Here is a 12,947-nt window from a genome sequence, read left to right as displayed (position 1 = left end):
CTGCCGAACGCGCAGGTTCGGCAGTATTATTTTTGCGTTATCGTAACGCGCGATTTATTCGCAGATTACGGACTAAACCGTACAAACTGATGACGAACCAAAAGCATTCGATGACGAACGATGGCCAGTTGAAATCGAACAGCAACGAGAAGCCAATTAAGGCCGCGCCGGTGGCATTTGCCAGCGCATAGCGGGTGGAGTTACTTTTCCAGCGCTCGGTTTGCAACAAAAAATAGCCGCTGACGATCAGCGCCACGCCTACATATCCTACGATGTCGAACCATTGCATAACTTACCTCGTGAAGTCAGATCAAATGCTAGTACGTTCCTCAAAAAAAGAATGATGACGACGCAAGGATCGATGGTCCTCTGAAAAAAATGGTCACCGCGATGTGCACTTTTATCGCAAATCCGCTGCTGGTCGCGGGGGATCACGCACCCCGTTTGTGATCGATACATCTGTCGCGGGGTGGAACGAGTCTATCAAATAGTCTTTTAAAAAGCTGCAAAAAACGGGCAACGTTCATCTTCAGACGTCAAAACCGCAACAGCGGCAGGCTGGAAGCGGTTCCATATATGCAGAATTTTTCATGTAGGTTCGGTGTAAATCGACTTCGGCTTTCGACTGAAAATCTCGCGCACCATCGGCTCAAAGAAGGATAGCGGCAGCGTATCGTAATCGCGCATGAACGCCGGGCCATCGTACTTGGCGCAGAATTCTTCGGTGCGGTCGAACAGTGCTTGCTGGTCACGAAATTGATCGCGGGCATTGCGATCCAGGCCCAGATGATGGAAGAAATAATATCCCTGAAAAATGCCGTGATGCTGAATCATCCATAAGTTTTCTGCAGAAACGAAGGGTTTCAGGATAGCGGCGGCGATGTCGTAATGGTTGAAGCTTGCTAGCGTATCGCCGATATCGTGCAGCAACGCGCAGACGACATATTCGGTGTCTTTTCCTGCGCGATAGGCCAGTGTGGCGCATTGCAAACTGTGATCGAGCCGGTCAATCGGAAAGCCGCCAAATTCACCTTCGAGAAGTTTTAGATGGCTGATTACGCGCTCGCCGACTGAATAGTCGTAAGGCTTTGCCTCGCGGAGGATGACGTCCCAATCGTGCTGCGTGCTGTGGGCGATATCGGTGAAGAGTGTTCGTTCCCCTGTCGGTTTATCATCGTGCATGTTGCGTTATCCCTTGATTAATTAGTCGTTAAATGTGTTTGTTTAGTCCGTCAGCGCCAATGCAAAGTGAGGACATCACGGTGTTGTGAAAATGATCGCTGAATTATTAGTGTGTTTTTAGGTGGACTACTTTGCTTTGCTCTTGCATGTGCAGATGCGGGGTTAAGGCCGCGACGGTGGTTTCCTCGGTCTGATAACCAAAATAAGCTTTTTCCAGCGCCTGTCCGTCCAGTCCTTCTTCTGCAGACTGACTCAGAATGACGCGCCCATTACGCAACACGGTGATCTCGTCAGCCAAATCCAGCACGCGCGCGGTGGATTGTTCCACCACCAGCAGCGTCATTCCGCCTTCGTTGAGTTTTTTCAGGCTTGCATACACCTGATCGATCACCAAAGGGGCAAGGCCCAGCGACGGTTCATCAATCATCATCAGTTTTGGCTTCAGAAGAATGGCGCGTGCTATCGCCAGTTGTTGTTGCTCTCCGCCCGACAGATAGCCCGCCGCGCCTTTGAAGCGTTTGCCTAGAATCGGAAAAGTCTCGACCACCCAGGCGATATCTTTCTTAACCTCAGCGCTATCTTTTCGATGCATTGCCGCCAGTCGCAAATTTTCTTCTACAGAAAGTGTGCCGAAAATATGACGACCTTCAGGCACCAGCGCCAGTCCGCTGCGGCAGAGTCGTTCCGGCTGTTCCTTCAGAATTGATTTGCCGCAAAACGTAATCGTTCCCGAAGTAGGGCGCAGCAAACCGGACACGCACTTCAACAGCGTCGACTTGCCAGCACCATTTGGGCCGACCACGAACACGATTTCCCCCTCATTGACAGTGATATCAACGCCTTTTACGGCATTCAATTGCCCGTAAGAAGCATGTAGATTTTTGATCTCTAACATCGGTACTCCTCCTGTTTTACTGTGAGCCGCCCAGCAATCTGAGCCCTGTCAGACGTTTGCGCATGCCGCTAAAAACTCCTTGACACGAAAGATTATAGTTTTTATAGTTCGAACTGTCTACAGTCCACTGTCTTCAATTAAGCCAGATCAAGCGAACTGTGACAAGGCCGATAACGCCGCTAGTCATCTATACAAATAAAAGGAGACGAGACACATGCATCAGTTACTTAAGACGGGTTTGCGCGGACTTGCGCTATTCAGCCTTGCTGCGACGGTGGGGCTTTCCAGCGCCCGCGCAGCTGACGAACCGATCACGATCGGTTTTGCCATTGCGGAATCCGGTTGGCTGCAAAATTACGATTCCGCCCCTTTTAAGGCGGCTGTGCTAAAGATCGACGAAATCAATAAAGCCGGTGGATTGTTAGGCCGACAACTTAAATACCGTGTCATCGACACCAAAACCGAACGCGAACGCTCGGCCAGCGCGGGCGCTGAATTGATTCGATCCGGCGTGAATCTGTTAGTTGTCTCCTGTGATTACGATTTCGGCGCGCCTGCTGCACTGGCAGGACAAAAAGCCAAAGTCATCACGATGAGCTTGTGCGCAGCGGATCCAAAAATGGGCGTGCAAGGTGTTGGTGACTACGCCTTTACCGCCAATAGCGCAGCACAATCCGAGGGCGTTGCCATTGCGGAATATGCGCAAGAGAAATTGAAGTTAAAGACTACTTACGTGCTCGAAGACACCACTATCGAGTATTCAAAATCCGGTTGCGCCGGTTTCCGTGCAGCCTGGGCCAAGGGCGATGGTAAAGATTCAATTCTCGGCAATGACGTCTTCAAAAATAATGATCCGTCTATCGCCGCACAAATTACCCGCTTAAATAGTCTTTCCAAAAAACCAGACTCTGTATTTGTCTGTAGTTTCATGCCGGGCGGCGCTTCAGCCATCCGTCAATTGCGCGCAGCAGGCATCAATGTTCCGATTCTGGGCACGACAGCGATGGTCGATAACTATTGGTTAAACGCGGTCCCCAAGCTGAAAGATTTCTACGTGCCAGCCTTCATGTCCTTGTACGGCGATGATCCACGGCCTGCGATGAACACGTTTATCGCCAACTTTAAAGCGCGCTGGAAAGAGGCCCCGGTTTCTTCGTATTCGGTACTAGGCTATAGCCTGATTGAGCAGTGGGCCTACGCAGTGACGACCACGCACAGCACCGACTCCGACAAAAATCTCGCCGTGATGAACAGTTTCACCAATCAACCGTTTCTGGTCGGCCCGACGACTTATCGTAAAGACTTGCACATCCAGTTGAACCGGCCGTGGCTAATCTTGAAGGTAGAGAACGGCTCTTTCCACGCGGTAGAGATGTATCAAAACAAATTCACGCCAGACAAGAAACTCCTTTTCAGAATCGGTGGCTGACGCTAAACGCCCAGTAGAGAGCCACTTTTCAAGAATGGAAAAGAGATGAGAGCAATTCAAAATGCCAGTTTGGTCGTCGAAGACGTGCATGTGTCCTTTGGCGGTATCGCCGCCCTGACCGGCGTGAATCTCACGCTGAAGCAGGGCGAGATATTCGGCCTGATCGGCCCAAACGGCGCTGGCAAGACCACGATGGTGAACGTGTTAAGCGGATTTCAGCAGCCAACGCAGGGAAAAGTGCTGCTGAACGACGTCGCAGTTGCCGCCAAAGGTCCGCACAAAACTGCGCAAGCAGGTATCGGGCGGACCTTTCAGGCCGGGCGTTTATTCAAGGATCTGACCGTCGCCGAAAACCTGACGGTCGCCGCGATGGGCAGCGGGCTTAGCGCCCGTAAAGCAAAACAGCGTGCCGCCGAGATATTGGCATGGATGGATTGCGCAGCGATGAGCGACCAGCGCTGTAACAGCTTGTCATATGGCAACGAACGCCGCATCGGGATTGGCCGCGCATTAGCGCTTGATCCGGCTTTCGCACTGTTGGACGAGCCTGCATCGGGAATGAACGACAGTGAATGCGACGCCCTGATGCATTTGATTGCCGCGATCCCTGCCGACTTCGGTTGCGGTGTTCTTTTGATCGAACACAACATGGAAGTCGTCATGGGCGTATGTCAGCGAATTCATGTTCTGGATGGTGGCATTAGCATCGCCGAGGGCACGCCGGCTGAGATTCAACGCAATGAAACCGTGCTGCGTGCCTATCTCGGCAGCAAATCCGCCATCCAACCCAGCCTTTGCGAGGTCGCATAAATGTACTTCGTCCAAACTCTTGTAGACGCCGCCGCGCTGGGCAGTCTGTATGCGCTGGCCGCGTTGGCAATCGGCTTTGTGTTCGGCATCATGCGCCTGATCAACTTCGCGCAGGGTGATTACATTACGGTCGGCGCGTATTCGCTGATTATCCCCAGCGCCAGCGTGACACCAGCGTTGATGTTCGGTGCATTACCTGTGCCGCTAATGCTGGGCGCGGTCATTATATTTGTGGTCGTGGTGGCGTTGGTGACCGAACGGATTGCCTTTCGTCCGCTGCGGCAAACCAATCCCGCAACATTGCTAGTGTCGTCATTTGCGGTCAGCTATTTTTTGCAGCATTTGATCATGCTGGTCTACACCGGCAGGCCTAAGTCGATTGATATCAGCGGCGGTCTGAATGCATCGATCAGCTTTGGCGCACTGCGGATTCCCGGAACGCAATTGTTAACGATGGGCGTGTGTGCAGTCTTGCTGATCTCTTTAGTGTTCTTTCTGCGCCGTACGCCTATGGGCATTCAGATGCGTGCAGCCGCAGAAAATTTCCAGATGGCGCGGCTGGTCGGTGTGCCCGCCAATCGGGTTATCGCGGTTGCCTTTGCGATTAGCGGTGTCCTCTCCGGCGCGGTGTCTTTACTGTTTGTGATGCAGACCGGCACGCTGGATATCCGGATGGGAACGTTGCCGGTGATTTATGCCTTCTTCGCTACTGTCATCGGCGGAATGGGATCGTTGGTCGGCGCTGTGCTGGGTGGGTTCTTAGTCGGCTGCTTTGGCGTCTTTCTGCAAGCATATCTGCCGGTGGATCTGCGACCGTTTCGTGATGCGGGCGTATTTGGACTAGTTATTTTGATGTTGCTGGTCAGACCTAACGGACTAATCGCCAACAGCACCAATCGGGAGCGTGTGTGATGCTGAAAACAATGAAATCTCAAGACATCTGCGCCAACCGTACCATTACCCCCGCGAACGATGGCATGTTGCAGGCTTGGTGGCCGGTGATCGCGATTATTGTGCCGCTTCTTTTGATCGCTTTTGGCGTCGTCGCTTCTGGCAATCAAGAAGTCCAAAGCATGGTCACGCTAGCCCTGATCCGTATCGTCACGGTGGTTGGCCTGTATATATTCATCGGCAATTCAGGGATTGTTTCTTTCGGACATGTCGCTTTCATGGCAATTGCCGCTTATGCAACCGCCTGGCAAACCTGCTGCGAAGCACTAAAACCGATGGTGATGCCGGGGCTTCCCGCATTTTTGCTAGACAAAAGCATGCCGATCTGGAGTTCCGGCCTGGTCTCCGTCGCACTGGCCTGCATTGCAGCATTCATTGTCGGCCTGATATTAATGCGTTTGTCTGGCCTGGCAGCATCGATTTCGACGCTGGCGGCATTGTTTATCTTCAATACCGTGTATTCAAACTGGGATAGCGTCACGATGGGCACCGCTTCCATTGTCGGTTTGCCAGCGTTCGTGACCGCGCCGATTGCGGCGGGCGGCGCAGCGATTGCGGTGATCGTGGCGTTTGTCTACCAAAAGTCAAAATGGGGTCTTTTGCTCAGAGCCAGCCGTGAAGATGAAGTAGCTGCCAAGGCTGCCGGGGTATCGCTGTATTGGTCGCGTTTGATCGCCTTTACGCTCTCCGGCGCGGTCATGGGCATGGCGGGTGTGCTTCAGGCGCACTTTGTCGGCACCATTTCTACGGACTCCTTTTTCCTCGATTTGACGTTCATTACGCTGGCCATGCTGATCGTTGGCGGAATGCGCAGTCTGGCCGGGGCGGTGGTGGGGGTGGTCGTGGTGCAGAGTATTACTGAGATTTTTCGGCAACTTGAATCAGGCATCAGTGTGGCAGGAAACCAGTTTTCGTTACCCACTGGGGTGCAGGAATTGGTACTCGCAAGTGCTATGCTCTTGATTCTCATCTATCGACGCGATGGCCTGATGGCCGGGCGGGAATTTTCGATAGATCGAGTACTCCGAAAACTCCAGAGAATGAAGATATGACCAATCCTTTTTCCACTCCTTCCGATCAATCCAGCGGGCGCGTGATTGTCGATAGTCCGATGCTGTCCGAGCAGGTTGCCGAGCATCTATTCCGTGAATTAGTTAGCGGACGCTTGCGCGGCGGTCAGCGCGTCAACGAAGCCGAACTAGCACGCACGCTAGGCATCAGTCGTAACCCGATTCGGGAAGCAATCCGCATGTTGGAAGAACGCGGACTGCTCGTTTCATCGCCACGGCGCGGCACGTTTGTGCGGTCGTTTTCGAAGCAGGATATCGAAGATATTTTTTCGTTCCGCCAGCTGATTGAGGGCTTTGCCATCCGTCAGGCTTTGCCAAAGATGGAAGAAAAAGACCATGCCGGACTGGTAGCGATTGCCGAACGCATGGCAACGGCGGCCAAGGAGGGAAAAGAAATGGAATTGGTGCAGGCCGATATCGCCTTCCATCAACGTATTTGCGAACTGTCTGGTAACAGTCAGATTTTGCGGGCGTTTATGAATATTCATGCAGAAGTACAGATGTCGATCACGTTGGTCGAACATCGATTTGAAACGCTGGACGAGGCGGCGGCCGATCATTGGCCAATTGTTGAAGCCATCGCGACCAAAAATGCAGATATCGCAGCAGCAGCACTAGACGCACATATTAAGGATTCCTGGATGCGGATTTCTGCCGCATATCCAGACAATTAGTTGTTTTAACAGAAGGTTTGCTAAGGAGTGAGACAAATGCAGGGCATCGACATCATTGGCATTGACATTGGTGGTACTTTCACCGATTTTGTAGCGTACGACGCGGAAACAGGCACCATTAAAAACTGGAAAAACCTGACCACGCCGAAAGAGCCAATCGAAGGCGTTTTACAAGGGCTTGCGCAGCACGACAATCTTGCCGCAGTCAGCAAGATTCGGCTTGGCACCACTATCGCGACCAATGCGCTACTTACACGGCGCGGCGCTAAAGTGGCCTACGTCACCACCGCTGGTTTTCGGGATATCCCGTTTATCCAGCGCGGCGACCGCCGCAGTCACTACGACATTACCTGGATCAAAACCAAACCTTTGGTCAAGCGCGAAGACTGTTTCGAAATCCCGGAACGTCTGTCCGCAAAAGGTGAGGTTGTGCTGGCCCTTGACGAGAACGCTGTCGTCGAACTTGCCAAGAAAATCCGCGCAGACAAGTCGATAGAAGCCATCGCCATTTGTACACTTTTCTCCTACATCAATCCTGTGCATGAACGTCGTATCGGCGAAATTCTGAGTCAGGAATTGCCCGATATTCCGGTATCGATTTCTTACGACGTACTCCCTAAATGGAAAGAATACGATCGCGCATCGACCACGATTGCAGACGCGTATTTGAAACCCATCGTCTCGACCAATTTCAAGCGCATGCAAAAGCAGCTGGATGAACTTGGCGTCGGCAGCAGAGTCGGCGTTATCAAATCTAACGGCGGTGAATCGACCATGCGCGGCGCAGCGGAATCGCCGGTGCAAATGACCTTGTCCGGCCCGACCGGCGCGGTGGTCGCCACCCGTGCCGTCGCACAACTTACCGGCATTAAAAATCTGGTGACCTTTGACATGGGCGGCACCTCGACCGACTGTTCTACGGTCGTCGATAGCATGGAACACGTCACAACCGATTTCGAAATTGAATGGGGTTTGCCGATTCAGATTCCGATGATCGATATCCACACCATCGGTGCGGGCGGCGGTTCGATCGCATGGATCGACAAGGGTGGCATGTTGCGCATGGGACCGCAATCCGCCGGTGCCGATCCTGGCCCGGCTGCCTATGGCCGCGGTGGAAAGCACGCAACCGTGACAGATGCCAACGTCGTTTTGGGACGTATCAATCCTGAATACTTTCTTGGCGGCCGCATGAAATTGGATGGCGATGCAGCCCATCAGGCGGTTAAAGTAATTGCCGACCAATTAGGCATGGAAGTTGATGCGGCGGCCTACGCCATGATTCAGATTGCCAACAACAATATGTTAGGCGCATTGCGTGCGGTATTGCTGCAACGTGGACTTGATCCGCGTGACTTTACCGTCGTCGCCTCCGGTGGTGCTGGTCCGGTACATATTTGCGACATGATGGAAATCAGCGGGATTCCGCAAGGCATGGTGCCAAATTATCCGGGCCAGTTCTCCGCCTTCGGCTTCATCATGACCGATGCTCGCGTAGACCGGCATCGCACTGTGCAGCAAGTCTCGACCAACTTTGAATTTGAGCGCGTTTCTGCCGCAGCCAAAGAATTGGTCGAAGGCGCAGTTGCAGAGCTTAAAGAGCAGGGTCATGGCGCTAATATCGAGGTCTATCGCTCGGTCGAAGCACGCTATCTTGGCCAAAATCATGAGCTGGAAGTCATCGTCAACGGCGATGATTTCAACCCCGAATCGACGCAAGCGTTGTGGGCCAATTTTCATGAGCAGCACGAGGCACGCTTTGGTTTCGCCATCCCCGGCGAAACCATCGAGCTGGTCAATCTAAAAGTCATCGCCGTCGCGATTTCGGAAAAACCGCTATTGCGAAAGCTGCCCGAAGGCCAAGGCACGCCAGCGACCAGCGGTGCCCGCCGGGTTCGCTATGAAGACGGCTGGCTGGACACGCCGACGTACAACCGCGATACGTTTAAGCAGGGACAGGTAATCACCGGCCCGGCAATCATCGAAGAAAGCGCGTCTGTGACGATTCTTCGACCGAATCAAACACTCCGGGTTGACCAGTACGGCAATCTGATTATCACTGCTTGAGGGGAAATACATGGATATGGTCACTATGAACATTCTCGAATCGACGATGGTTTCCATCTGTCGTGAGATGGGCATCACCTTGATGAAAACGTCGTACTCCACCATTTTTAACGAAGCGCTGGATTTTACCTGCGGTCTGGCTAACGTTGAAGGCGACATGATTGCGGTTGCTGATTACTGCCCGGCACAAATCGGCGGTATGCCTTTGCTGGTCAAGTCCTGCCTAAAAGAAATCGATATGGCCGACCTCAGCGACGGCGACATTATTTTGCATAACGACCCCTATCGGGGCGGCTTGCATACGCCTGAGCATACCTTTTTCAAACCGATTTTTATCGATGGCGAAGTCATCGGCTGGGCGGTGGCCATCGGGCATCTTGCCGAAGTTGGCGGTATGGCCCCAGGCGGATTTTGCGGTGAGGCGACAGAAATCTTTCACGAAGGCCTGCGCATTCCGCCAGTAAAAATTAAGACTAAAGGCAAGGATAATCGGGATATCTGGAAACTGCTGTTAGCCAATGTGCGCACGCCAAGAACCAACTACGGCGACTTGCGTGCATTGATCGCCGCTGTGGATCTGGGTGAAAAACAGATGAAGATGGTGTTTGAAAAGTACGGCAAAGAAAAAGTACGCGAGACCGTAAACGATTTGCTGTTGTACTCAGAACGCCGCATGCGCGCAGAGTTGGAAGCGATTCCCGATGGCATTTATGCGTTCAAAGATTTCATCGAAAGCGATGGTATCGATGAGGGACGGATCCACGTCATTCAGGTTGAAGTGCATAAAACCGGCGGCGATGTCGTCATCGATTACACCGGCTCTTCTACGCAAGCGTCCGGCCCGATCAACGCGACATTGGGCGTCTCCACGTCGGCGGCATATAACGCGATTTTGCATATGACCGATCCGTCGATTCCGAGAAATAGCGGATGTTTCCGTCCGATCCGCATCGTCGCGCCACCGGGAACCATCGTCAACGTCGATTTTCCTGCACCTGAAGTCGGCGGCAATACCGAGACCCATCCACGTATCGTCGGCGCAATTCTCGGCGCAATGGCGGACGCTGTACCGATGCGCGTAATGGCCGCAGAAGGGGCGACCCATTGCAATTTCGTATTCGGCGGCGTCGCGGCCGATACCGGCGAATATTTCGCTTGCTACGATCTGGAAGCGGTTGGCTGGGGTGGTCGGGCATTTGCCGACGGCAATGACGCGGTTGATTCGATTAACGGTAACTGCCGGATTACACCGGTTGAAGTCTACGAAACGCGTTTTCCTTGGCGTATCGAAAGTCTGGCATTTAATCAGGATTCAGGCGGCGCTGGTGAATTCCGTGGCGGCGTCGGCTACTCTAAACAGATGCTGTGTCTGAATGAGAAAATTACCGCATCCCAAATGACCGATCGCCACGAACTGGCACCTTGGGGTTTGAATGGCGGCGAGGTAGGGGGACTGGGTGCGACGTTGGTGCAGAAGGCCGGTAAAACTGGCTGGGAAACCATGAAGGAAGCTTATGGAAAGCGTTCTTCAAGTCGCTATTCCAACGTCGAACTGTTGAAGGGCGACCGCGTAAGACTAGTCACCCCCGGTGGTGGCGGTTATGGCAAGCCTGCGGATCGCACCAAGGAAGCCGTTGCAGAAGATGTGCGTGAAGGTTACGTATCTATCGCTGCAGCGAAAAAATATTACCGTTATCAGGAAGTCTAATTATGAAATTCTCCCAGAATGGTCTTTACATAGAGCAGTACATCAAGTGCACCAACTGCGGCGCGCTGATTTACGAAAATGGCCCGGCGTCAACGCACGTAGATGGTCATGTATTTTGTTCGCAATGGTGCATCGACTGGTCGAAGGCACGCCAGGTACGCCGCGCGCAGCAAGAAGAACGCGCTAAAGCGTAGTCACTATTTATTGACGTTAATAGTGATAATCGGTTCGGGGAACATTTTCCCCGGGCCGACGCATAGGAGTTATCCCCTGTATTTCTAAAGCAGGTGGCGCAAACAGCCGTCACCTGCGAAGTCTTCAATTCAAGGAGAGTTTTGTGTATCAAAAAGATCGCGCGATCAGTTGCGACAGCGTGACCGACGAAGAATGGCGCACGCGCTGTGATTTAGCCGCCCTATACCGTTTGTTGGCGCATTTTCATATGACGGACCTCATCGATACACACATCTCGGCACGCATACCGGGCGAGCATGAACATTTTTTGATCAATCGCTACGGCGTGTTGTTTCATGAAATGCGCGCCTCCGATCTGATTAAAGTCGACCGCGAAGGGCACGTCGTTGGCGCAGAAGCTAACAGCAATAGCGTGAATAAAGCGGGCTTCAATATTCACTCAGCAATTCACACAGCGCGCGTTGATGTCGCCTGCATCGTGCATACGCACACTGCGGCAGGTATTGCCGTATCCGCGCAAGAAGAAGGTCTGCTGCCGATCAGCCAGCATGCGTTGAAATTCTATAACAGGCTTGGTTATCACGACTACGAAGGCATCGCACTGAACCGCTCGGAACAACAGCGGTTGGTCAACGATTTAGGGCCGCACATGGCGATGATTTTGCGCAATCACGGCCTGCTTGCGGTAGGACGCACGATACCCGAAGCCTTCAATCAAATCTATTTTCTGGAACGCGCTTGTCAGGCCCAAGTGCAGGCCGTCGCTGGCGGCAGAGAGTTGCGTTATCCGTTGGAACATGTGCGTGAATTGACCGCGCAACAGTCTGCGGATGAGATCGATCAGAACCTCGACGTGCTGGCATGGACCGCTGCTTTGCGCTTGATCACCAACACTGAATCCGATTTTCGTAGCTGATTTTCGACGCTAATTGCAGCGCCCATGATTCGGGCAATCTGCGAAATATGAGTGCGATAGACTGGCGCTGCGCCACGTCTACCGCGTTCACAAAATGTCTTTATGCGATTTCCGGTGGATTCAGATAAATTGTTTTTTCGCTCGCGAAGCTTTGCTTAACGGCTTTAGTGAAATCATCCACCAGTATCTCTTCCTTACCCTCTTCAATACCGGACAAGGCAGCCTGCGCGACATCCTGCGGGCTGGTTTTTTTCATCTCAAAGCCACTCGTCATATCGGTATCCATGAAGCTGACGTGCAGGCCTGATACTGCCGTATTCTGATTGCGCAATTCGATACGCAAGGCATTCGTAAAACTCCATACCGCAGATTTTGAGGCGGAATAGGCGGCCAGCATCGGACGCGAAAACCAGGTGGCGTCGGATAGCACATTAATGACTGCGCCGCCGCCATTTTTGGCTAGAATCGGCGCGAAGGCCTGACTAACCAAGATGGTTCCGTAATAATTGGTCTCGAAGATTTCTCGGCTAAGGTCGATCATTGATGCATCAAGACTGCTGCTGTTGAGGCGTGCAATACCTGCGTTGTTGATCAGCAAAGTTGTGTCGCCGCATTGTTTTGCCGCGGCAATGATCGATGCTGCATCGGTGACATCAAGTTTCACCTGCACGATGCCCGGCGTGTTGGTTTCAGTCGGATTGCGCACGCCCGCATAAACTTTTTTGGCACCGCGGCGAAGCGCTTCTTGTGCAAAGGCCAAACCAAGGCCGCGATTTGCGCCAGTAATAAACAGGACGGCGTTTTGAATTTCCATTTTTCTCTCTCTGATAAGCATAGCGCGTGGGGTTTCTGAAACGATCATAGGCGCACTTGCGTTGCGTCAGATGTCGTATACACGCCTTTTTAGGACATTAAGTCTGCAATTGGATGTTCATGCGGGTGGCCGTCATCAGAAAATAGTTGGGTCAGAGGTGATACTTTTTTTGATCTCGGCTGGCAAGGAGAGTGAACGGCTTTGCTTTTAGTACTGGCTTCGGGCTACCCATAATG

General features: G+C 52.6%; 13 protein-coding genes. 9 read left to right on the top strand and 4 right to left on the bottom strand.

Going from position 1 to position 12,947, the window contains the following annotated elements; genetic code table 11:
- Positions 1 to 37 precede the first annotated feature (37 nt).
- The 3 genes from C7W93_RS11820 to C7W93_RS11810 form a co-directional block, all read right to left on the bottom strand.
- On the bottom strand, positions 38 to 289 hold the full coding sequence (locus tag C7W93_RS11820) for a hypothetical protein (RefSeq protein ID WP_108440177.1): 252 nt from the start codon (positions 287 to 289) through the stop codon (positions 38 to 40).
- Between the two features lie 299 nt (positions 290 to 588).
- Positions 589 to 1,182, bottom strand: a complete 594-nt coding sequence (locus C7W93_RS11815; protein WP_108440176.1) for an HD domain-containing protein — start codon at positions 1,180 to 1,182, stop codon at positions 589 to 591.
- A 106-nt stretch (positions 1,183 to 1,288) separates the two neighbouring features.
- Positions 1,289 to 2,077 (bottom strand): ABC transporter ATP-binding protein, encoded by a 789-nt coding sequence (locus C7W93_RS11810; RefSeq protein WP_108440175.1) that lies wholly within the window; start codon positions 2,075 to 2,077, stop codon positions 1,289 to 1,291.
- 214 nt (positions 2,078 to 2,291) lie between these two features.
- On the opposite strand from C7W93_RS11810, the gene C7W93_RS11805 reads away from it, so the two are divergent.
- The 9 genes from C7W93_RS11805 to C7W93_RS11765 all read left to right on the top strand — a co-directional run bounded on the left by C7W93_RS11805 (position 2,292) and on the right by C7W93_RS11765 (position 11,897).
- Positions 2,292 to 3,506 (top strand): ABC transporter substrate-binding protein, encoded by a 1,215-nt coding sequence (locus C7W93_RS11805; RefSeq protein ID WP_108440174.1) that lies wholly within the window; start codon positions 2,292 to 2,294, stop codon positions 3,504 to 3,506.
- 45 nt (positions 3,507 to 3,551) lie between these two features.
- Positions 3,552 to 4,316: an ABC transporter ATP-binding protein gene (locus C7W93_RS11800; protein WP_108440173.1), complete on the top strand. Its 765-nt coding sequence runs from the start codon at positions 3,552 to 3,554 to the stop codon at positions 4,314 to 4,316.
- Positions 4,317 to 5,228 carry a branched-chain amino acid ABC transporter permease gene (locus C7W93_RS11795; RefSeq protein ID WP_108440172.1) on the top strand — a complete coding sequence of 304 codons (912 nt, stop codon included), beginning with the start codon at positions 4,317 to 4,319 and terminating at the stop codon, positions 5,226 to 5,228.
- An 11-nt stretch (positions 5,229 to 5,239) separates the two neighbouring features.
- Entirely contained in the window at positions 5,240 to 6,319 is a 1,080-nt protein-coding gene (locus C7W93_RS11790; RefSeq protein WP_201747205.1) for a branched-chain amino acid ABC transporter permease, read from the top strand.
- Positions 6,316 to 7,011, top strand: coding sequence for a GntR family transcriptional regulator (locus C7W93_RS11785; RefSeq protein ID WP_108440171.1), 696 nt, complete (start codon positions 6,316 to 6,318; stop codon positions 7,009 to 7,011). The genes C7W93_RS11790 and C7W93_RS11785 overlap by 4 nt, the downstream gene beginning before the upstream one ends.
- Positions 7,012 to 7,047: 36 nt before the next feature.
- Complete coding sequence (locus C7W93_RS11780; RefSeq protein WP_108440170.1) at positions 7,048 to 9,078, top strand: hydantoinase/oxoprolinase family protein; 2,031 nt, start codon at positions 7,048 to 7,050, stop codon at positions 9,076 to 9,078.
- 10 nt (positions 9,079 to 9,088) lie between these two features.
- A complete protein-coding gene (locus C7W93_RS11775) occupies positions 9,089 to 10,786 on the top strand; it encodes a hydantoinase B/oxoprolinase family protein (RefSeq protein ID WP_108440169.1) in 1,698 nt (565 codons plus the stop codon).
- Positions 10,787 to 10,788: 2 nt separating this feature from the next.
- A complete protein-coding gene (locus tag C7W93_RS11770; RefSeq protein WP_108440168.1) occupies positions 10,789 to 10,980 on the top strand; it encodes a hypothetical protein in 192 nt (63 codons plus the stop codon).
- Between the two features lie 143 nt (positions 10,981 to 11,123).
- Positions 11,124 to 11,897 carry a class II aldolase/adducin family protein gene (locus tag C7W93_RS11765; RefSeq protein ID WP_108440167.1) on the top strand — a complete coding sequence of 258 codons (774 nt, stop codon included), beginning with the start codon at positions 11,124 to 11,126 and terminating at the stop codon, positions 11,895 to 11,897.
- Between the two features lie 100 nt (positions 11,898 to 11,997).
- Here the strand turns inward: C7W93_RS11765 and C7W93_RS11760 are convergent, their stop codons facing one another.
- Positions 11,998 to 12,711: an SDR family oxidoreductase gene (locus C7W93_RS11760; protein WP_108440166.1), complete on the bottom strand. Its 714-nt coding sequence runs from the start codon at positions 12,709 to 12,711 to the stop codon at positions 11,998 to 12,000.
- Positions 12,712 to 12,947 lie beyond the last annotated feature (236 nt).

It is taken from the genome of Glaciimonas sp. PCH181, from assembly GCF_003056055.1.
Lineage (GTDB): Bacteria > Pseudomonadota > Gammaproteobacteria > Burkholderiales > Burkholderiaceae_D > Glaciimonas.
The sequence above is the reverse complement of the archived record's forward strand: the minus strand, read 5'-3'. Positions and strand labels throughout refer to the sequence as shown.